At 37.4% G+C, this 21,251-nt stretch carries 15 protein-coding genes and 1 tRNA gene; 6 read left to right on the forward strand and 10 right to left on the reverse strand.

Annotated elements, in window-relative coordinates; translation table 11 throughout:
- Positions 1 to 66 precede the first annotated feature (66 nt).
- Entirely contained in the window at positions 67 to 2,433 is a 2,367-nt protein-coding gene (locus tag HX109_RS03670; protein ID WP_178949853.1) for a GAF domain-containing protein, read from the forward strand.
- On the opposite strand, the gene HX109_RS03675 is transcribed toward HX109_RS03670, so the two are convergent.
- Positions 2,420 to 3,592, reverse strand: a complete 1,173-nt coding sequence (locus tag HX109_RS03675) for a Pycsar system effector family protein (protein ID WP_178949854.1) — start codon at positions 3,590 to 3,592, stop codon at positions 2,420 to 2,422. The two genes, HX109_RS03670 and HX109_RS03675, sit on opposite strands and share 14 nt — an antisense overlap.
- A 63-nt stretch (positions 3,593 to 3,655) precedes the next feature.
- Between HX109_RS03675 and HX109_RS03680 the strand changes: the two genes are divergently transcribed.
- Positions 3,656 to 7,357, forward strand: coding sequence for a BamA/TamA family outer membrane protein (locus HX109_RS03680; protein ID WP_178949855.1), 3,702 nt, complete (start codon positions 3,656 to 3,658; stop codon positions 7,355 to 7,357).
- Between the two features lie 316 nt (positions 7,358 to 7,673).
- Here HX109_RS03680 and HX109_RS03685 read toward each other — a convergent pair whose 3' ends face one another.
- From HX109_RS03685 to HX109_RS03695, 3 genes are all read right to left on the reverse strand, one after another.
- On the reverse strand, positions 7,674 to 8,774 hold the full coding sequence (locus tag HX109_RS03685) for a DUF4407 domain-containing protein (RefSeq protein ID WP_178949856.1): 1,101 nt from the start codon (positions 8,772 to 8,774) through the stop codon (positions 7,674 to 7,676).
- Between the two features lie 70 nt (positions 8,775 to 8,844).
- On the reverse strand, positions 8,845 to 9,249 hold the full coding sequence (locus HX109_RS03690) for a hypothetical protein (RefSeq protein WP_178949857.1): 405 nt from the start codon (positions 9,247 to 9,249) through the stop codon (positions 8,845 to 8,847).
- Positions 9,250 to 9,348: 99 nt separating this feature from the next.
- Positions 9,349 to 10,737: a dipeptidase gene (locus HX109_RS03695; RefSeq protein WP_178949858.1), complete on the reverse strand. Its 1,389-nt coding sequence runs from the start codon at positions 10,735 to 10,737 to the stop codon at positions 9,349 to 9,351.
- Between the two features lie 227 nt (positions 10,738 to 10,964).
- Here HX109_RS03695 and HX109_RS03700 point away from each other — a divergent pair.
- Positions 10,965 to 11,046 (forward strand) — tRNA-Leu (locus tag HX109_RS03700).
- Positions 11,047 to 12,059: 1,013 nt separating this feature from the next.
- On the opposite strand, the gene HX109_RS03705 is transcribed toward HX109_RS03700, so the two are convergent.
- From HX109_RS03705 to HX109_RS03730, 6 genes are all read right to left on the reverse strand, one after another.
- A complete protein-coding gene (locus tag HX109_RS03705) occupies positions 12,060 to 12,398 on the reverse strand; it encodes a hypothetical protein (protein WP_178949859.1) in 339 nt (112 codons plus the stop codon).
- A 280-nt stretch (positions 12,399 to 12,678) separates the two neighbouring features.
- Positions 12,679 to 13,197 (reverse strand): DUF4468 domain-containing protein, encoded by a 519-nt coding sequence (locus HX109_RS03710; RefSeq protein WP_178949860.1) that lies wholly within the window; start codon positions 13,195 to 13,197, stop codon positions 12,679 to 12,681.
- 10 nt (positions 13,198 to 13,207) lie between these two features.
- Positions 13,208 to 13,444, reverse strand: coding sequence for a hypothetical protein (locus tag HX109_RS03715; RefSeq protein ID WP_178949861.1), 237 nt, complete (start codon positions 13,442 to 13,444; stop codon positions 13,208 to 13,210).
- A gap of 301 nt (positions 13,445 to 13,745) precedes the next feature.
- On the reverse strand, positions 13,746 to 15,236 hold the full coding sequence (locus HX109_RS03720; protein WP_178949862.1) for an aldehyde dehydrogenase family protein: 1,491 nt from the start codon (positions 15,234 to 15,236) through the stop codon (positions 13,746 to 13,748).
- 15 nt (positions 15,237 to 15,251) lie between these two features.
- Positions 15,252 to 16,517 (reverse strand): Zn-dependent hydrolase, encoded by a 1,266-nt coding sequence (locus tag HX109_RS03725; protein WP_220399479.1) that lies wholly within the window; start codon positions 16,515 to 16,517, stop codon positions 15,252 to 15,254.
- Positions 16,510 to 16,992 carry an Lrp/AsnC family transcriptional regulator gene (locus HX109_RS03730; protein WP_178949864.1) on the reverse strand — a complete coding sequence of 161 codons (483 nt, stop codon included), beginning with the start codon at positions 16,990 to 16,992 and terminating at the stop codon, positions 16,510 to 16,512. Before HX109_RS03730 ends, HX109_RS03725 begins: the two co-directional genes overlap by 8 nt.
- Positions 16,993 to 17,173: 181 nt before the next feature.
- On the opposite strand from HX109_RS03730, the gene HX109_RS03735 reads away from it, so the two are divergent.
- The 3 genes from HX109_RS03735 to HX109_RS03745 are packed head-to-tail and all read left to right on the forward strand — an operon-like array spanning position 17,174 to position 21,236.
- Positions 17,174 to 18,577 carry an aminotransferase gene (locus HX109_RS03735; protein ID WP_178949865.1) on the forward strand — a complete coding sequence of 468 codons (1,404 nt, stop codon included), beginning with the start codon at positions 17,174 to 17,176 and terminating at the stop codon, positions 18,575 to 18,577.
- Positions 18,574 to 19,935, forward strand: coding sequence for an agmatine/peptidylarginine deiminase (locus tag HX109_RS03740; protein WP_178949866.1), 1,362 nt, complete (start codon positions 18,574 to 18,576; stop codon positions 19,933 to 19,935). Before HX109_RS03735 ends, HX109_RS03740 begins: the two co-directional genes overlap by 4 nt.
- Complete coding sequence (locus HX109_RS03745) at positions 19,932 to 21,236, forward strand: serine hydrolase domain-containing protein (RefSeq protein WP_178949867.1); 1,305 nt, start codon at positions 19,932 to 19,934, stop codon at positions 21,234 to 21,236. Before HX109_RS03740 ends, HX109_RS03745 begins: the two co-directional genes overlap by 4 nt.
- The last annotated feature ends 15 nt before the right edge of the window (positions 21,237 to 21,251 follow it).

Genomic DNA, 21,251 nt, shown 5'->3' on the forward strand with positions numbered 1-21,251 from the left:
GATGCGGTACTGCAAGTTTTAGTTTCTTTTAACGACTTAAAATCCAAATTTTGTATATATTGGAATATGAAGTACGAAGCTACAGAGTCGCCCTTATCGATACAAGTGAGTTTTAAAAAACTCATTGAGCATTACAGAGCTGAAGAGAAAAAGGATGATAGTTTGCTCTCTAACAGGGCGAAAGAAATTCTTGCGGTTGTAAAAGAACATCCAGAGCTCGAATCGGGCATTGAGGATTTATCTAAATTGGATAATTTCCAAAATGAAATAGCGATTCTAACTCAAGATGTTTTTCCTCCCATGCTATCTTCCAATGAAATAAAGACGATTGGAATACCTTTTGACGACCGAATTTTTAGAGCTTCAAATAGATTTAAAAACATTATTAAAAGAGCTGGGGAAGACTACGACTCCAGCATTCGAAATATTCCTGAAGATCAAATGTACATCCTTCAATGTACAGTAATTCTGTCTTTCTACTATAATGTGGATGTGGAATATAAAAAACCTTTGTATTATGATATTCCAGATGAAAATGGCATTCTTAGACACTACAGAATCATGTACAATGCCGATTTCATGGAATTATCCCCTACCGATAAAGCAAAAGACCTTACCCAAGACGATATCGATGAATTACTGGACGGTTTTGACGACATTAAACTCTGGAAACAAAAATTCCCACCAAATAGTTGGGTCGCTAAAGGGTTTGTTATTTCCAACCTGTTTGATGTAACTATGGACAATTCCATATCCGACCTTAAAACAACCCTTTTGGAGCAATCGTCCCACGATAATGTGCTGCTCCATAAGTTTGAGGATATCTTTCGATCTATCTTCGGAATAAAAAATTTACAAACAGGGTTTTCCAGCTATGATGATGACGCCAACAGCTTGGAAAAGCTTACCAAAAACATGCCCAGCTTTTTACTTCACGAAAAATCTGATGACAACTGCGGTAATTTATTGTGCGAGCATTCTTATGAGGTTTTATTGAAAGACAAACACCATTTTGCAATTTCGGATATTGACAAATACAACAAAATTAGTAAAGGGCAAGCACCTTACGGTACCTTGGCCACACAGGGATTTAAAAGTGCCATTTTAGTTCCCGTAGCCCACGAAGGTAATTTATTGGGTATTTTAGAACTGGTTTCCTTTAACAAACATGAGCTAAACAGTATCAATGCCAATAAGCTGCATGAAGTAATGCCCTACATTACGGCTGCAGTAGTTAGAAATAAAACGGAAAACAAAAATACCATAGAGGCGGTAATTCAAAATGAATGTACCTCCATTCACGACAGCGTAAAATGGAAGTTTGTAAAAGAAGCCAAAAAATTCTTACGTGAAAAAAACAAAGGTAATATGGTTTCTTTTGGAGACATTACTTTTAAGGATGTGTATCCGCTTTATGGACAAATAGATATTAGAAATTCTTCGGATGCTAGAAACGAGGCTACCCAAAGAGATTTATACACCCAGTTGCAATTGGTCGATAAGATTTTTAAAGTGGCCGTTGAAAATGGAAATATGCCCATTTATGAAGAATACAGCTTTAGAGTGAACAGCTATTTAGAGGAAGTTGAAAAGGATTTCCAGACCAGTACCGAGCAAAATATTGTCGATTTTTTATTTGAAGAAATCCATCCTGCTCTAGAACAGGTTAAAACCCTAAATGAAAATCTGGAGCAGTTGGTAATTGCCTACAGAAAACAGTTGAACGACACTACAGGAATGATCTACGATTGTAGAAATGACTACGATCAAACAGTGACCGTTATCAATAAAAGAATGGCAAAAATTATTGATGAAAAACAACTGGAAGCCCAAAAGATGTTCCCTCATTTCTTCGAACGTTATAAAACCGATGGTGTGGAACACACCATGTATATTGGCAAATCTATCTCCAATGTTAAACCATATAGTGATGTTTACCTTCAAAATTTAAAGCTTTGGCAACTGGAAACCATGTGCTACATGGAAAATGCATATTATAATTTAAAACCAGATTTAAAAATACCCCTTGATGTAAGTTCGCTTATTTTGGTGCATAACACTCCCCTTTCCATTAAATTTAGAATGGACGAAAAGCATTTCGATGTGGACGGAACTTACAATGCCCGTTATGAAATTATAAAAAAACGAATAGATAAAGCTTTTATTAAGGATACTGAAGACCGTATAACCCAGCCTGGGCATATTACTATTATCTATTCCCAAAAAAAGGATGAGGAGGAATATTTAAGATACGTAAAGCTGCTACAAGCCAAAGGAGTGCTTAATGAGGATTTAAAAATACATGAAGTGGAAGACCTTCAAGGGGTAAGCGGTCTAAAAGCGATAACCGTTGGCATATTATACAAATACGACGATAATAAAAGCTTGCTTACCTACGACGATCTTATGAAAGAGCTATCTAAAGAGCTGTAAAAGCGAATATAAAGGTAAGAACAGAACTAATCATCCCAATCATAAAAACAGTATAGGTTATCCTTAAAAGTCGGTACTTTCTGGCCAAAACCACACCAAGATAATAAAGGTCTTTGGTAAGTTGGCCATAAATTAAATCGGTATCTTCTAAAACTTCCTCCATGGCATCTTCATAAGTTTCTAGGGGCATTTTATAGAAATTCCCGAAGAACAGCAGGTTCACTTTTCTGGACTCTAGGTCTTTTTGTGTGAATTCCCCGCCCGAAACATTGGGTTTGGTAGATAAAATAGCAAATATGATAGAAATAACGCTAAAAACAACCAATACCAAACTGGGGATTATTAAATGTTGATTGGATAGACTGTCCAGTTTGGGAATTAGGTTGGCCAGTGCCAATGAAATGATTATAGCGTTTACGGAAAGTAAAATATTTGCTTTGGCATCAGCAATATCACTTAACTTCATATGGTTTCTTAAAGCAGTTCTATACAAGGTTTGAACACCCCTAGAAGGGCTTTCTGACTTCAGTTTTACTTTTAATTTTTCCTTTTTGGCGCGCCGCTCTACTTTCTCTTCCTTTTTAAGCAGGCTTTGCAAATTACTGTCTTTTCCAAAACTCCATTCATTCTGGGCATAAGAAGTGTAATAACGATGTTGAGTACTCAATAATTTAATATTGAGCTTTCGCCATTCTGTAATATCGTAATGTGCCACTTTGCGTTCATTGAGCTCTTGGCGCAGCATTTCAGAAGTATTTACAAAACTTTCTTTTGCCAAGTGGGAACTATCGGCATCTTTTATAATTTCTTCGAGTAGGTTGGTAGGTTCAACCCCCATTTTGGTGGCCATAATGGTTTGGCACACTTTTTCTATATCAGCTGCTTCATAACCGTGCTCTTTTAAAAAAGAAGTAGCTATTTTGCAACTTTCCTGCTCGTGGTCTTCCCCGGTTACGGTATAGCCTGTATCATGAAACCAAGTCGCCAAAAAAAGGATTTCCCGTTCATTTTGGGAAATATTAAGATTTTCCGCCAAAACCGTAGCACTTTTAACAACTCTTTGGGTATGGCGAAGATTATGATATAGATAGTTTTTGTCTAACTTAGTATTTAATAAATCAGAAACATACGTTTTTGCTTTTTCAATGATATCAGACATATTTTTTTATTCTAAGATTATTTAATATAATAATACAAAAATACTAAGCTTCTTCATTTAAACATGATAAAAAAAAATATTTACTTTTCGCTCTTAAGTTCCTTTTTAATCCTCTCTTGTGCTACCTATAAGGCTCAATATGCCGATGCCGAACACAAGAACACATACCCAGAAGACAAAGAGCTCGAAAGAAGATTTTATTTAATTGGAGACGCTGGTTATTCCCCTGTTGGTGGTGTTGAACCAGGCTTGACAGCTTTTTCCCAAGCGGTAAAAAATGGCACTTCTAAAGATTTTGCAATTTTTTTAGGGGATAATATCTACCCCGATGGCATGCCGCCAAAGAACGAAAAAGACCGTAAAGCCAGCGAATATAGGCTGGATACCCAACTACAAACCATAAAAGATTTTAGAGGCAGGACGCTTTTTATCCCAGGAAATCACGATTGGTACAACGAAGGAGTAAAAGGAATCGAAAGGGAAGAAGACTATATTGAAGACTTTTTAGAGGTAAAAAAAGGATTGATGCCCAGTGACGCCTGCGGATTGGATGATGTAGAAATTTCGGACGATGTGTATCTTATCTTAATCGATTCGCAATGGTATTTGGAAGATTGGGACCGTCATCCCACCATTAACGACGATTGTGAAATTAAAACCCGGGAAAAGTTCTTTATAGAATTTGAAGGCATGCTGAAAAAAAATGAAGGCAAAACCGTTATTGTTGCCATTCATCATCCATTGATCACCTACGGTACGCATGGCGGTCATTTTGCTGCAGAAAAGCAACTATTCCCAACCCAAAAAAAGATTCCGCTTCCAGGGGTGGCCTCATTAGTAAATCACGTAAGAAAATCTGGAGGGGTTTCCATTCAAGACGCTCAAAACGAAAGGTATAAGGAATTGTCTAAAAGATTGCAATCGCTCGCTTTGGAAGCTCCTGCCAATGTAATTTTTGTATCGGGACACGAGCATTCTTTACAGTACATAGAAAAGGAAAGTATTAAACAAGTGGTTTCGGGTGCGGGCTCTAAATCTTCCGCGGCCCGATTAACTGGAGATGCCCTTTTTACCTATGGATCTCAAGGATTCGCAACCCTCGATGTTTTTAAGGATGGATCTTCTTGGGTACGTTTTTATACGGAAGAAAATGGAGAGCCCCTATTGGCATACGAAAAAGAGGTCTACCCTAAAGATGAAAAAATTAAAGTGGAATATTTGCCCACTAAATTCCCAGAGTCCGTAGAAACTTCTGTTTATACCAAAGAAGAAACGGAGGTTTCTAATGCATATTCTTCCTTTTGGGGAGAACACTACCGTAAAGATTACGGCACTAAGATAAATGCAAAAGTAGCTTTGCTGGATACCTTGTATGGAGGCTTAACCCCCATCCGGATGGGAGGCGGTCATCAAACTAAAACCTTGCGATTGGTAGACAAAGACGGTCGGGAATTTAACATGCGGGCCTTGAAAAAAAGTGCTGTACAATTCTTACAAAGTGTAGTGCTTAAAGACAAGGTTTTGGCTACTGAAGATCTCACACAAACCCTCCCAGAGGATATTTTACTCGATTTTTACACCTCCGCTTACCCTTATGCAGCTTACCCGATTCCATTGATGTCGGATGCGATAGGAATTTACCACACCAACCCTCAACTTTTTTATATTCCAAAACAAGAGGGGCTCGGCAAATACAACGATGAATACGGAGATGAACTATATATGATCGAAGAGCGGCCAGCCGATGAACACGATAACCAGAAGAGTTTTGGATACAGCAAAAATATTGAAAGTACCGATGATTTTTACGAAAAACTCAGGGAAGACGAGAAATACCGTTTAGATGAAAATAGTTATGTAAGAAATAGGTTGTTTGATATGCTCATTGGAGATTGGGACCGACACACCGACCAGTGGAGATGGGCAGAATTTGAAACAGAGGAAGGCATTACTTTCAAACCAATTCCGCGGGATCGTGATCAAGCTTTTTCCGACTTCGATGGTGCATTCTTAAGTTCGATTAGAACCCTCGTTGCGCCCGCTAAAATGATGCAACGCTACGAACCCGAACTTAAAAACCTGGAATGGTTCAATACAGAACCAATGCCAATGGACCGTATTCTACTTCAAAACAGCACTAAAGAAGATTGGATCTCTGAAGCAAAGTTCATTCAAGAAAATCTAACCGATGAAGTTATCGAAGAAGCGTTTAAAAATGTTCCTGCGGAAGTGCAAAATGAAAATCTGGAAAAAATAAAATCAGTTTTAAAGGAAAGAAAAAAGCTGCTTACCGATATTGCTTCAAACTATTATAAAGTACTCAATAAATTGGCTGTTTTAACAGGAACCGATAAGGATGATTTTATAGAGGTAACCCGTTCTGGAGAAAACCAAACCAATGTTAAGATCTATCGTATTAAAGATGGTGAAAAAGCAGATTTGATGGTAGACAAAACCTTCAGCAAAGATATCACCAACGAAATTTGGATCTATGGTTTGGACGATAAAGATGTATTTGAAGTCAACGGAAAAAGCAAAAAAAATATTCTGGTAAGGCTCATTGGCGGACAAAACAACGATACTTTTAGAATTAATGAAGGTAAAAAAGTACGTCTGTACGATTACAAATCTAAGAAAAATACTATTGAAGTAAATAACAGTGCCAAAGAGCGGTTTACTGATATTTACGAGAATAATATTTTTGTGTACAACAAAGATAAATATTCCACATACACCTTAGTTCCCGGCGTTGGTTTTAATCCAGATGCAGGTGCTATCTTAGGGATAAATTATACCAACACCGTATATGGTTTTGAAAAAGATCCTTTTTCTACACAACACAGGTTTGCTGCACGTTACCACTTTGCAACGAATGGTATTGAAGTAAAATATGATGGTGAAGCCGCTGGTATATTCAATGGATTTAATTTTGCATTTGGGGGGCAATTTAACACTCCTACTTTTGCGCGTAATTTCTTTGGTTTTGGAAATGAAACGGAAAATAGGGAAGACGATTTGGGAAGGGATTATTATCGGGTAAACTTATCGGATGCTATTGGCTATGCCGGAATAGTAAGAAGATCGCCTTACGGAAGCAATTTTTCTGCAAAACTTATTTTTCAAGGGGCAGAAGTGGATGATGTGGACGATCGTTTTATCACGGATTTAAACAATCCTGAAGAATTCTATGACTGGAAGTTTTTTACCACCTTAGAACTGGGCTATAATTATGAAAGTTACGACTTGGACATCAATCCCAGTCGTGGGATGATTTTCGATGTAAAAACCGGTTATACTTTAGGTGTTTCTGGTTCTGAAGCCAGTTTTGGGTTCTTAAAACCTCAACTCGGTTTTTACAATAGGCTCTCCAAAGACCATAAACTGGTTTTAAAGACCAATGTGCAGAGCCACTTGAACTTTGGAGATGATTTTGAGTTCTACCAAGCGCCATTCCTAGGTGGAAATAGTGGGCTAAGAGGATACCGCATTAACCGATTTACTGGAAAAAATAGTTTGGTTTTCAATGGGGATGTGCGCTACACTTTCAATTCTTTTAAAACCAGATTGCTCCCACTGCAAATTGGAGTTTATGGCGGTGCCGATGCCGGTCGCGTTTGGGTAAAAGATGACACCTCTGGAAAATGGCATAATTCCTTTGGCGGTGGTGTTTATGTAATCGGCAGCCGACTAATAAGTCTAGACCTGGCCTACTTTAACTCGGTTGAAGGCAACAGATTTTCATTTAAATTAGGTGTAAGTTTTTAAATTATTTGGCTCATATTTAGTATTACGGGCGATGAAAACGTATGTTATCGATTCATAGAGCATCCTTTCATTTCTTTTGTTCGCCCAAAAGAAACGAAACAAAGAAAAAGGCGCCTTATCCCATGAATTTTTTCGACCATGAAGTCGAAAAACCGCAATCAAAACTCCGCGTCGCTGTCCTCCTGCTCTCGGAGCTTTTGATCACTATTCTAAGGATAAGGATTTTTTTAAGTTTAATTCCAATACTATTTTAAACTAGAGCTAATTTTGTTTTCGTGTGAAGAACAACCTTACGGTAACAAATAAAACACTTTCCTTAAAGCGTACTCTTTTGCTGCTCATAAAATGCATCTGCCTGCAGTTGCATAATTTCCCTTGCGCGTTTCCTTTTGTATTGGTAAAGCTCCTCTTCGGTTGTAAGTTCTTCGTAAACCTTATCATTTATCAGGGCATCTGCAGCTAGTTGTTGCTTGCGTTGGTATTCTTTTTGATCTGCCCAACTGCGCACGGTATTCTCTGCATCTTCCAGTTTTATATCGTACTCCCCTTTTGGGGCCAACAACTTAGAAATAATGGGAGCCGTTTCAATAGCCAAAAAAAGTAAAAAGATAAAAAGTGATGGCAGCCATGGAAGTTTGTCCAAAGCGTTTACCCTTGCCATAAGTCCGTCGAAACCGTCTATAGTGGGTTGTGTATTCTCCACTTTGGCAAGCTGCGTATTTTTAAGCGTATTTATTTCATTCTCAACCTCCAATATTTTTGCATTGTTACGTGTTTTTAACTCTTGAAGCTCGCTCAAAGCGGCATCGTGTTTTTCACGTTTTTCTTCGTAAACTGGACCCTTACCAATTTTTAAGGTTCCCTCCCGGCCTTCGGCTTCTGCAATATAGGTGCTGTATAGACTATTAACCTCGGTTTCTTTTGATGCTATTTCATTTTTTAAAGCAGAAATCTGTGTATTTAAATTATCGATTTCTGGAGTGTACTGTAACGCTATCTGTTCCTTATTCTCTAAAGTCATTTGGTTTTTTTCCTCCAAGAGCACTCGATCTATCTCCTTCTGAAAAATTTTTAGTTCCAAAGGTTTTGCAATAACCACGGCAATAATAACCGCAAGAATTAATCTAGGAATGGCCTGAAGCAACTCGCTTTTAAAATCTCCGCGTTTTTTAATTGTGGAAACAATAAAACGATCGAGGTTAAAAATTAAGAGCCCCCAAATGAATCCGAAGAAAACAGCAGTGTAAATGGAATCGAATACCGTAAAAAGCGCATAGCTAGCGGCTATAAATGCCATTACAGCCGTAAAAAATACCGTTGCCCCTATTCCGGCTTGTTTTATTTGTTCTGCTTTAGAGCATTGTTTTAAGAGTTCCGTATCAGCACCAGAGCACATCCAGAAGAAATCACGTATCATAAATAGTCGATTTTAGATTGATGTTATATATAACGCTAAAACCCTAAAAATGTTACATATTTATTCAAACTTAATCTTCTATGGCTTTGATTTCTAGCGATTTTATATGGTTCCAAATATCTGGTTCGTCTAAAATGATCCCCTTGGTATTTAAAAGGTACCGCTCTCTCTTTCCTGTAAAAGCTTTTTGTAATTCCTGTTCTAAATCCATAATAGTGCCCAACTCCAGCTTTTCATCGGCATACACCCGATACACTACCTCGTCGTATTCTAAAACGGATTGGTTGCGTACTAAAGATCTGATATACTTCTGCACCGATTGTAAATCCATTATTTTATCACTAATTTTAATTTTGCCCTCGTAATTAATTATGGCGTCTACATATAAAATTTTAGGAGTGAAAGTATCGTTTTGAGCATAAAGGACGATACAAGAAAAAGTAAAAACGAAGAAGCACATTTTTTTAAGAAACATAGGTTTTGGTTTAATGATTTTTTATTAGGAAACAAATTTTATACCATAAAATAAGGCTGATTTGTTAAATCAGCCTTATTAAACATATTTCGTATTTTTTTACTCACTCAATTCGGTAAAATATTTATAGAAATAGGGAATAGTTTCAATCCCTTTTAAATAGTTCCAAATTCCGTAATGTTCATTAGGGGAATGAATAGCATCACTATTCAAACCAAAGCCCATTAAAATGGTTTTACTTTTAAGCTCTTTTTCAAACAAAGATACAATTGGAATACTTCCTCCACTGCGTTGTGGCACTGGGGTTTTACCAAAAGTCTGTTCATAAGCTTTACTTGCTGCGAGATAGCCGGTACTATCGATAGGGGTTACGTAAGGATAGCCTCCATGATGAGGTTTCACCAATACCTTAACTCCCTTCGGAGCCAAACTTTCGAAATAAGCTTGAAAAAGTTCTGTTATTTCTCTCCAGTCTTGATCGGGTACCAAACGCATAGAAATTTTGGCATATGCTTTACTAGCAATAACTGTTTTTGCACCTTCCCCGATATAACCGCCCCAAATGCCGTTTACATCCAATGTAGGCCGTATACTACCCCTCTCGTTGGTGCTATATCCTTTTTCACCATAAACATCTTCAATATCTAAAGCCTCTTTATAATCGTCTAAGGAAAATGGAGCTTTTGCCATTTCCTCCCGTTCTTCTACAGAAAGTTCTTCCACCTTATCGTAAAAACCAGGTACTGTGATACGGTTATTTTCATCATGTAAAGCAGCAATCATTTTGCTGAGCACATTTATTGGGTTTGCTACAGCACCACCATACAAACCACTATGTAAATCTCTATTGGGCCCTTCAACCTCTACTTCTACATAACTGAGCCCTCGAAGACCGGTTGTTATAGAAGGGACATCCTTGGCTATCATCCCAGTATCTGAAATTAAAATAACATCGTTGGAAAGTTTTTCACGGCTATTTTGAACAAACCATTCCAGGCTTTCAGATCCAACTTCTTCCTCACCCTCAATCATAAACTTTACATTGCACGGGAGATTCCCTGTTTGTGTCATATACTCTAATGCTTTCACATGCATGTACATTTGCCCTTTGTCATCGCAAGCTCCACGGGCAAAAATGGCCCCTTCCGGATGTATTTTGGTTTCTTTAATTACGGGTTCAAAAGGGGGTGAGTTCCATAAATCCATAGGATCTGGCGGCTGCACATCGTAATGGCCATACACCAAAACCGTTGGTAAGGTTTTATCTATTATTTTTTCACCATAGACGATGGGATACCCCGGAGTTTCACAGATCTCTACATGATCGCAGCCCGCTTTGTCCAATGCTTCCTTAACGGCCTCCGCCGTATTTAAAACATCCTGAGAAAAAGCAGGATCTGCACTAACAGATGGTATCTTTAATAATTCTATGAGTTCTGCAATAAATCGATCTTTATTGGAATCGATATACGACTTAATATTTTCCATGAAGTTTTTTGTTGAAACTCAAAAGTACAAAAAAAGAAGTTTTTTTAATTATAAAGTTTGAATATTGAAAAATTGATTTATATTTGCACCCACAAAATCACAATGCGGGTATGGTGGTCCCGAAGCATCGGGAGGTAGACCTGTCTGCCGACAGGCAGGCACGCTAGGAAGGACAACCTTCAGTTGAAATTTTAAATTAAAAGTTCTTTAAATAAAAATAGTATAATGCGGGTGTGGTGGAATTGGTAGACACGCTAGACTTAGGATCTAGTGCCGCAAGGTGTGAAGGTTCGAGTCCTTTCACCCGCACAAAAGCTCTCAAGAAATTGGGGCTTTTTTTATGGAATAAATCCAACGGTAGAACGAATTAAATAAATAATCAAAACAAAATGCAAGGTGTAAGGTTCCCCCGAAACGTCGGGGCTTTCACACGCACAAAAGCTCTCAAGAAATTGAGGGCTTTTTTTATGGAATAAATCCAACGGTAGAACGAATTAAATAAAAAATCATAACAAAACACAAGGTGTGAGGTTCCCCCGAAGCGTCGGGGCTTTCACCCGCACAAAAGCTCTCAAGAAATTGGGGGCTTTTTTTATGGAATAAATCCAACGGTAGAACGAATTAAATAAATAATCAAAACAAAATGCAAGGTGTAAGGTTCCCCCGAAACGTCGGGGCTTTCACACGCACAAAAGCTCTCAAGAAATTGAGGGCTTTTTTTATGGAATAAATCCAACGGTAGAACGAATTAAATAAAAAATCATAACAAAACACAAGGTGTGAGGTTCCCCCGAAGCGTCGGGGCTTTCACCCGCACAAAAGCTCTCAAAGAATTGAGGGCTTTTTTTATGGAATAAATTCAAGGATGGAACGAATTAAATAAAAAATCATAACAAAATGCAAGGTGTAAGGTTCCCCCGAAACGTCGGGGCTTTCACACGCACAAAAGTTCTCAAGAAATTGGGGCTTTTTTTATGGAATAAATCCAACGGTAGAACGAAATAAATAAATAATCAAAACAAAATGCAAGGTGTAAGGTTCCCCCGAAACGTCGGGGCTTTCACACGCACAAAAGCTCTCAAAAAATTGGGGGCTTTTTTTATGGAACAAATTCAAGGATGGAACGAATTAAAATAAAAACCAAAACAAAACACAAGGTGTGAAGGTTCCCCCGAAGCGTCGGGGCTTTCACCCGCACAAAACGAAAGACCTTTTTAATTGTAAATTAATTAGTTAGGTATTTTTTATTTTTTAGTTTAGTCAATAAAATAAAAAACCTCTAAGAAAGAGGTTTTAAAATTATTCAATGAAAGTTATTTTCATTATTCTGTTTTCTTCATCAGAAAATGATAAACATTCTGATTACTTACAGCAAACGTGTAACCATGTTCAGTCATGAAGTTCAAAGCGTCCACCATAGAATTAAAATCAACTCTTTTTTCATTTTCATCTACAATAGTAGTTTCTTTATAGGATCCTAACAACTTCGTTCTTTGCCCAAAATCAATTTCAATTGTAACTTTACTACTCATAAACTTAGAAGTTCCTACAATCTGTACATACTCTTCATTTATTTCATGAATCGGCACACCGTTTACAGTCTGAGCATAAGAACTATATATACTTACCGTGAATAAAAAAACAAATAATAAAAATCTCATTTGTTAAGTATTTAATTTCTATAAATATAATCAAACACCTCTTAAACTCATTAAAGAAAACCTCAAGTAATTGATCTTAAAATATATTCCCTCACGTGCGTAGTTACGCGTAGTTGTCAGAATAAAACAATAAAAGCACTTCCAAAGGATGAAGTGCTCAGTGCATGCTTTTTATTGGATCGAAGTCAATACTATTTCCACATTTTGATTTTTACAAAATCTGGTATAGAGATAAAATTATTTTAAGGTCTTAAAATCTGTTGATTGGGCGGTATTTTAATTACCAATCATCGGACGTTAACTCTTTATTCCCTGAAACATAATCGAAAAGCGATTTTTCAATAGAATTTAGATCAATTATTACATTGTCATAAAATTTAGCATAGGCATCCTTTAACTTTCGGCCGCCTTTAACTTTTTGTTTTGAGATCACCCCATTTGAATCGTATGTGAAATTAGCTTGCTCCAGAGTCAATTTATATTTACCATCCTTGAAGTCGGTTCTAAATGTATAAAACAATTTAAATGGAGCCAAGACACCCATGCCTACATTTTCAACCCCATAATCTACCATACCATTAAAACGTAAAAACTCATTTTCTACATTACCAGTGGTTACTAGATTAGGATTTTTGTAATTAAACTGCACCCAATTACTTACTCTTTGCTCTATTTCGTTTATGGAATAAGGAACTTCCCTAATTACTTCTTGGTTTATAACCCCTTCTTCATTGTATTTAAATTGTTGAGAATACCCAATGGAGGCAATAAACAGCATGAATAATAGTATTTTTCTCATTGCATTTGTTTTAAAAAGCAGATAATAAACCTGTTAAAAAAGCAATAGCAAAAATAATAATGGGTATTCCAATAAAAAACCAAACCATCTTACTCGTATTAGACCTATTTCTTTCTAGTTTTTCGATTTGAATGGACTGTGACATTAATAATTCTATCATCATGTCCTTATCTGTATAGTCTTTGTATTTGACTCTAAATTGTTTCTGCTTTTCAGAGAATTGCGGTTTACTGATTGTGTTATCCATAGTGTAAATGTTGAGTTAGAAACCAAATATATAGAACATGAGTTTTAACTGTTTCATTTTTCTATAAAAAGGGGAAATATCCCCGTAAAAAAGAATTTAGAAAAGGAACTTTCTTATTTAATTTACAAAATTTTGTATTGCATTTGACTTAATAAACTTCAACGGTTGACAAGTCGTTTCGACCAAAAATTCTTTTTCTTCTAATGTAGAATTTTTTGCTGCTATCTCCGGAAATAAATAAAGTTTAAATAATTTGACATTTATATTTTCCGTTGCGAAAGTAGAAAGCATTTTTATTATGTTACAAAACCACCCAAACTGCTTTTTCCTTGGTATAAAGATCTATGGCGCTTTTCCCCATTTCTTTACCATTGCCGCTCTGTTTAAATCCTCCAAATGGCACGGCGGCATCAAATAGATCGTAGCCATTAACCCAAATAGAACCGGCATCGACTTCGTTGGCAAAGCGGTGTGCTTTAGAAATATCTTTGGTCCAAACAGCAGCTGCAAGTCCATACTTGGTATCGTTTGCTTTTTCAACAACCTCATCGAAGGTTTTAAACTTAGAGATTACAACCACTGGGCCAAATATTTCCTCCTTTACAATGGTTGCATCTTCAGTATCTGTTTCAAAAATAGTCGGTTCCAAAAAATATCCGTCGGCTAATTTACCTTCCAATCGGTTTCCCCCACATATAATATTACCGCCTTCTTTTTTTCCTTTTTCTATGTAGTTGGAAACGGTTTTTAACTGTTCTTCACTAACCATAGGCCCAAGATCTGGATTTTCAATCCCTTCTCCTATGGTCATTTTAATCGTTTTTCCCTTTAATACCTTCAGGACTTCTTCATAAATAGATTCTTGCACGTATATTCTGGATCCCAGCGTACATTCCTGTCCGCTATTATAAAAGCTACTCCATTGAAGACCTCCTAAAACCAAGTCAAGATCTGCGTCGTTAAAAATGACATTGGGTGACTTTCCGCCCAACTCCAAACTTACCTTCTTAAGATTACTATTAGCGGCCGAAAGCATTATTTTTCTCCCCACTTCAGTAGAGCCAGTAAAGCTTATTTTATCGATATCCATATGGTTTGAGATAGCTTCCCCAGTTGGCAGTCCAGGACCGGTTACTATATTTACTACCCCAGCCGGAAATCCTGCTTCTACAATAAGTTTTCCTAGATATAATGCTGTTAGCGGAGTTTGTTCCGCAGGTTTTAATACACAGCAATTGCCGCAGGCCAAAGCAGGCGCTAACTTCCAAATGGCTATCATCAAAGGGAAATTCCAGGGAACTATGAGGCCTACCACTCCCAATGGTTCTCGTTTGGTATATACTAGTTTATTTGTATCGGTTGGTATAGACGTCCCTTCAATTTTGGTACACCAGCCAGCATAATATTTTAAATGTGCCACAGCTCCAAGCACATCGTATTTAGCTTTGTTTAAAGGCTTCCCGTTGTCTAAGGTTTCAAGTTCTACTAAAACCTCTAAATCTCTTTCTATTAATTCCGCCAAGTTCCAAATCAAATCAGATTTTTCTGATGGTTTCACATGCTTCCACGTATCGGTAAAGGCTTTTCGAGCCGCTTTGACGGCCATATTTACATCGATATCTTCTGCCAGCGGAATTTCAGCTAAAACCGATCCATTTGCTGGATTTTTCGTGGCAAATACTTTTTTTGATCCACTTTGTACTTCCTCGTTATTAATTAACATGGAAGGAGAGGTTTTTAAAAAGTCAACGGTTTTTTTATGTAAATTGATGGTATTGTTGGAGGTATTCATTTTAATTTTTCTGTTTTATTTATTATTAGCCATTTGTAAAACGGCGTTCAGCAATACATTACACCCTTTGGTAACGTCTTGTTTTTTGGCGCTTTCCAACTCATTGTGACTCAAACCATCCTTACATGGAATAAAAATCATACTGGTAGGCGCTACTTGAGAAATATACACGGAATCATGGCCAGCACCGCTTACCATTTCTTGGTATTCTATATGGAGCTTTTCTGAAGCTTTTCTTACAGCGGCCACACAATTTTCATCAAACTTTACAGGAGGTGAGTACCAGACTTCATTAAGCTCAAGATCAAATCCATCTTTCATGGCCTCTTTTACAATAGATTTTAGACCTTCATCCATCTCCATAAGCATGTTGTTGTCTGGATGGCGCAAATCGATAGACATTTCCAAAGACCCAGGGACGGTATTCCGCACCCCCGGACTGGTATTTAAATACCCAATTGTAACCCTGGAATCTGGTGAATATGCTTCAGCCAACTTATAAATTTCAGGCAATAGAGCACTTACCTTTTTTACCGTATCTTTTCGGTGACTCAATGGGAAAGGACCCGCATGAGTTTCTTTTCCTTTAATTGATAAATCGTACCACCTAATTCCTTGAACTCCTGTAACCACACCAATGGAAGTCTCATTAGATTCAAGAATGGGGCCTTGTTCTATGTGAAGCTCGAAAGTAGCCTTATATGGGCGGTTCCCTACATGAGCGTCTCCTAAAAACCCGATTCGTTGAAGCTCTTCTCCAAGGGTACGGCCTTGAGCATCCATTCTGGAATAAGCATATTCTAGGGAGAATGCCCCCGAGAAAACTCCAGAAGCTATCATGGCAGGAGAAAATCGAGCCCCTTCTTCATTTGTCCAAGACACAACCTCTATGGGTACATCGGTCTCCAAATTTAAATCGTTTAAGGTTTCAATAACCTCAAGACCTGCCAAAACCCCCATAACACCATCAAACTTGCCCCCAGTAGGCTGAGAATCTAAATGGCTTCCAATCATAACAGCTGGTAAGTCGTTGTTTTTTCCCTTGCGTCGAGCATAAATATTCCCAATTTTATCTACATCAATCTCGCAACCCGCATCTTTTGCCCATTTTATAAAGAGTTCTCTTCCCTGTTTGTCTTCATCCGTTAGAGCGACCCTACAAACCCCACCTTTTGGCGTTGCTCCAATAGCTGCCATTTCCATAAGCCTATTCCATAACCTACGATCATTAATTTTTAATGCCTCCATAGATTTAGAAGTTTTAACACTATCTTTATTCATCTTGATCCGGCAAATCCAAATTATGCTCTGCCCATTTATAAACATTGTAATAAATAGTAGAATTAGAATTCACAACGCCCTCAAGCGAAAAGATTTTTTCCTGCATAATTTCCAAAAGGTGTCGGTTATCTTTACAGATTAAGTTGATCTCAATATCCGAAGGGCCAGAGGTAAGCGCTAAAAACGATACTTCGGGGATATCCATTAACTTTTTAGCCACCGACTCTATAAGGTGGGAAGGACTCACTTCAATAGTTACTCTATTGTAGGAATTGAATCCGGTTTTGGTGGGATCCACCCATCCAAGAATATGTAGAAGTCCGTCATCTACCAATTTGTTATAACGATTTCTAATAGTATTAACCGAAACATCCAGTTGAGAGGCAATATCGGTAAAAGACATCCTTCCATCTTTTTTAAGAAGTTTGATTAAGGAACTGTCCAGCTTACTTAGTTTATAATTATTTTCTTTCATGCTGAGTATTAATGTATCAAGAAAAATACGGTTATAAAATTCAATTATATGCAAAATTTACCAAATCTGCACACTAAATGGTAATTTTTTGCAACTTAGTTTGTATTATTTGAAATATATTTATTTAATTGCATTTAAATTGCACTTTCTTTAAAAATACAACATTGTTAATAATTGAGTAATGAGTAATAAAAATTTAACATTTCCAGCTGAAAATGAATTGGCTTGGCAAAACGATAGAAATCACGCTATACACCCCTATACCAACTACCAAAGTTTTAAAAAAGATGGTTCTATAGTCTACCATGAGGGTGATCGGCATTTTGTGTACGATACCGACGGTAACAAATATCTAGACGGGATTGCGGGCTTGTGGTGTGTGAATATAGGCCATGGGAATAAAGAATTGGCAACACACATTGGTGAGCAAGCAAAAAAGTTAGCTTATTACAACACTTTCGATGATGCCACTTCTCCATCTTCAGCCAATCTAGCTGCAAAGCTGGCCGCCATAAGTCCGGGAGATTTAAACCATGTCTTTTTTGGTACAGGAGGTTCCATGGCTAACGACTCGGCCATAAAAATTGTTCATTACTATTTTAATATGCTGGGAAAACCCAATAAGAAAAAGATTCTTTCCAGGAACCTTGGGTATCATGGCAGCACTTACTTAGCACACGCTTTAACTGGAATTTCCACTACACAGATTGGATTTGACCTTCCGAAGGATTTAATTACCTATTTGTCTACTCCCTACACCTATCGTAAGCCAGAGGAAATGAATGACAGTGAGTTTTGCGATCATTTAATTGAAGAGATGGAAGCAAAAATTGAAAAAATTGGAGCCGATAATATTGCTTGTTTTATTGCCGAACCCATTATGGGTGCTGGCGGCGTTATGGTTCCCCCAGACAACTACTTAAAACGTGCTTACGATGTTTGTAAAAAAAACGATATCCTCGTAATATCCGATGAAGTGGTAACCGCTTTTGGCCGCCTTGGGCACTTGGTATCTTCGAAAGATAAATTTGATGTACAGCCAGATATTCTGGTTTTAGCAAAAGGACTTTCTTCAGGATATGTACCCTTGGGAGCCACCGTAATTTCAGAAAAAATATACGATGTAATATCCAAACCCAAACCCGAGAACCCATATTTTTCCCATGGCTTTACCTACAGTGGTCATTCCCTAGCTTGTGCAACCGGATTAAAGAACATTGAAATTTTAGAGCGGGAGAATTTTTGTACCCATGTACAATCTTTAGGCCCCTACTTTAAAGAACAATTGCAAACCTTAGCAGACTTACCAATAGTTGGGGATACCCGGGGTAGCCATTTTATGCTTGCCATAGAATATGTAAAGCATAAAAACACAAAGGAACCCTTTGCCGATAGTATTAACATTGGAAAAAGAGTATATTACCATGCAAAAAAACGAGGGCTGATTGTTAGGCCTATTGGTGCGATAAATGTTCTTTCCCCACCACTTACCTACGACAAAAATGCCATCGACAATACTATTGCAATATTGAGAGAGAGTATTCTTGAAACTATTGAAGACCTTCATAAAGAAAAGCTTTTATGACACCTGTTCCCTTTAAAAATCTATTGAATCCCGTCTGTTCTAAAAATACTTTGAGGTTTTTAGCAGTTTTGTTTTTAGCTGCTCAACTTTATGGATGTCGGGAAAAGCCTAAAAAGGAACCTTCTAAAAGCGAAGAAATTTCTGTGCTACGCCAACCGGCCGAATATGAAAGCCAAGAAGCTATTTGGCTTATATGGCCGCCAGAAGATCACCTTCAAAAATACTCGAATGAAAAGGTAACGTTGGAAATTATTGAAGCCTTGGTAGAACACGAAAAAATCATCGTATCAGCCTCCAACGACCGCATTTTTCAACGGGCTAAGGACAACATTCCGAAGAAATACCTCGAAAACAATTCGGTGGAACTCTTAAAGATCCCTTCGGAAGAACTATGGGTTCGAGATATGGGGCCTAATTTTGTGGAGCTCACCAATGGGAAAAAGGCAATTGTAGATTTTGGCTTTAATGCTTGGGGTTATACCGATAGCAACAATATGGACGACTACACCATACGGATGGAAAAGTATGATGCACAAATTGCTAAATTACAGAATCTACCAATTATAAAGTCTAAGCTTATAAGTGAAGGCGGAAATAGAGAAGTAAATGGCAAAGGCATTCTAATGCTTACAGAAACCGTGGAAAAGGGAAGAAACCCACAAATGTCTATTCCTGAAATGGAAGCTGAATTTAAAAGAACACTTGGAGTAGAAAAGGTTATTTGGCTCCAAGAAGGACTAAAAGAAGACGACCATACTTTTAAAGGACCTATTCAACTAGAAAATGGAGAACTCGCCTATACTGCTGTTACCACCAATGGTCACATAGATGAGTTTGCACGTTTTATAAACGATTCTACCATACTCCTAGCAAGCGTAAAGCCTGAAGATCTAACAGACCCCATCGCTGCAGAAAACCACAAAAGGATGGAGGCCAATTACAATATTTTGAAGAACGCCACCGACCAAAATGGCAATCCGTTTCGAATAATTCGCATGCCTTTACCAAAACTTATTGTAGAGGAAATGAAACCTGGAGATGCCGTTTATGATTTTATTAGTGAGCTTTCTTATGAAGACAGCACGGTTTTCCCAAAGAAAAAACCTGTTAATGTTATTGCTGCCGCCAGCTATCTCAATTTCCTTATTGCAGACCATGTGGTTATCGCCCAAAAGTATTATCGGGAAGGAATGGATAAAGAAATCGAAGCAAGAGATCAAGAAATAAAAGAACTACTGGAAGAGCTTTTTCCAAATCGTAAGATTGTAATGCTTGATGCATTGGCCATTAATTTTGGTGGAGGCGGCATCCATTGCATCACAATGAATGAACCCCTTCTAACCCCAAATAAAGAATGATGAAAATATTTAAGTCTGCTCAAAAAACAATATTGGCAGTAATGCTGCTTGGTACTATTTTTTCCTGCGAACAAAATGAAAAACCAGTCACCAATGAAAACAGTGCGGAGAATAATACCATCGAAAAAGCTTTGGATTCTGTTTTTAAAAAGAATGAATTAATGGGAATGTCGGTTGTATTAATAACCAACGGAGAAATAAGCTACCAATATCAGCAGGGGTTGGCAAATGAAGCAAAAAATACTTCTATTACAGAAGAAACTATTTATAGGGTTGCTTCCATTTCTAAGTCTATTACGGCAACAGCACTTATGCAATTATGGGACGAGGGAAAAGTAAATTTAGATATCGATGTTAGCAATTACCTCAGCTGGAAATTAGTGCACCCCAAACATCCAAATACCCCAATTACCCTAAGACATTTATTGAGCCACCAAAGTGGTATTAGGGATGGTTCTGGTTACGGTAAGTTTTCGAAGGATATGATTTCTGAAAAACTTCATATACAGGAACTTTTTACAGAAGATGGCGCTTATTTTTCAGAAGATCTATTTGCAGATCATCAACCAGGTGCTTATTTCTCGTATACCAATTGTACTTGGGGAATTATAGTTTCAGTTATTGAAAATATTAGCAAGCAAAGATTTGATGATTACTGCCGGGAACGTATTTTCGGGCCTTTGCAAATGAAATCAGATTTTAATGTAGAAAAAATAGAACCTGTTAGTTCGATAGCTGCTTTGTACAGGTTTGAAAACAATAAATGGATACCCCAGGTAGATGATTATACGGATACAAAACCGACGTCCCGTGCCTATCCTAGTTATCAATTGGGCCAAAATGGATTGCTTTTTGGTCCGCAAGGCAGTCTGCGAAGTTCAGCTGAAGATTTGGCAACCTTCGCTTTAATGCTAATGAACAACGGAACCTTTAAAGAAAAGGAAGTGCTCAAAAAAGAAACCGTGGCAGAAATGTTGGGCAGTCAGTGGCTTTATAATGGTGACAACGGCGATACTTGGGAAAACTTCTTTTTGTCTTATGGTTTAGGGATGCACCAAATAACAAATAAAGAAGGTGGAGATATTATTTTCCCAGACCGAAAAATGGTCGGGCACCCAGGGATAGCTTATGGTTTATTAAGCGATATGTATTTTGATAGCAAAAGTAAAAGTGGCATTGTATTTATAACCAATGGAAGCAAAAAAGAATATCAATATGGCAAAAAAACATCTTTCTATCAAGTAGAAGAAGATTTGTTTTATGCCATTTATCCATTTCTCAAAAACCTGGAAACTAACTAACTACATTTAAAACAA

The organism is Galbibacter sp. BG1 (assembly GCF_013391805.1).
GTDB lineage: Bacteria > Bacteroidota > Bacteroidia > Flavobacteriales > Flavobacteriaceae > Galbibacter.

Excerpts from the sequence above, each read along its gene's own strand:
- HX109_RS03670 (WP_178949853.1), top strand. The coding sequence starts at position 67 with ATGAAGTACGAAGCTACAGAGTCGCCCTTATCGATACAAGTGAGTTTT.
- HX109_RS03675 (WP_178949854.1), bottom strand. The coding sequence starts at position 3,592 with ATGTCTGATATCATTGAAAAAGCAAAAACGTATGTTTCTGATTTATTA.
- HX109_RS03680 (WP_178949855.1), top strand. The coding sequence starts at position 3,656 with ATGATAAAAAAAAATATTTACTTTTCGCTCTTAAGTTCCTTTTTAATC.
- HX109_RS03685 (WP_178949856.1), bottom strand. The coding sequence starts at position 8,774 with ATGATACGTGATTTCTTCTGGATGTGCTCTGGTGCTGATACGGAACTC.
- HX109_RS03690 (WP_178949857.1), bottom strand. The coding sequence starts at position 9,249 with ATGTTTCTTAAAAAAATGTGCTTCTTCGTTTTTACTTTTTCTTGTATC.
- HX109_RS03695 (WP_178949858.1), bottom strand. The coding sequence starts at position 10,737 with ATGGAAAATATTAAGTCGTATATCGATTCCAATAAAGATCGATTTATT.
- HX109_RS03705 (WP_178949859.1), bottom strand. The coding sequence starts at position 12,398 with ATGAGATTTTTATTATTTGTTTTTTTATTCACGGTAAGTATATATAGT.
- HX109_RS03710 (WP_178949860.1), bottom strand. The coding sequence starts at position 13,197 with ATGAGAAAAATACTATTATTCATGCTGTTTATTGCCTCCATTGGGTAT.
- HX109_RS03715 (WP_178949861.1), bottom strand. The coding sequence starts at position 13,444 with ATGGATAACACAATCAGTAAACCGCAATTCTCTGAAAAGCAGAAACAA.
- HX109_RS03720 (WP_178949862.1), bottom strand. The coding sequence starts at position 15,236 with ATGAATACCTCCAACAATACCATCAATTTACATAAAAAAACCGTTGAC.
- HX109_RS03725 (WP_220399479.1), bottom strand. The coding sequence starts at position 16,517 with ATGAATAAAGATAGTGTTAAAACTTCTAAATCTATGGAGGCATTAAAA.
- HX109_RS03730 (WP_178949864.1), bottom strand. The coding sequence starts at position 16,992 with ATGAAAGAAAATAATTATAAACTAAGTAAGCTGGACAGTTCCTTAATC.
- HX109_RS03735 (WP_178949865.1), top strand. The coding sequence starts at position 17,174 with ATGAGTAATAAAAATTTAACATTTCCAGCTGAAAATGAATTGGCTTGG.
- HX109_RS03740 (WP_178949866.1), top strand. The coding sequence starts at position 18,574 with ATGACACCTGTTCCCTTTAAAAATCTATTGAATCCCGTCTGTTCTAAA.
- HX109_RS03745 (WP_178949867.1), top strand. The coding sequence starts at position 19,932 with ATGATGAAAATATTTAAGTCTGCTCAAAAAACAATATTGGCAGTAATG.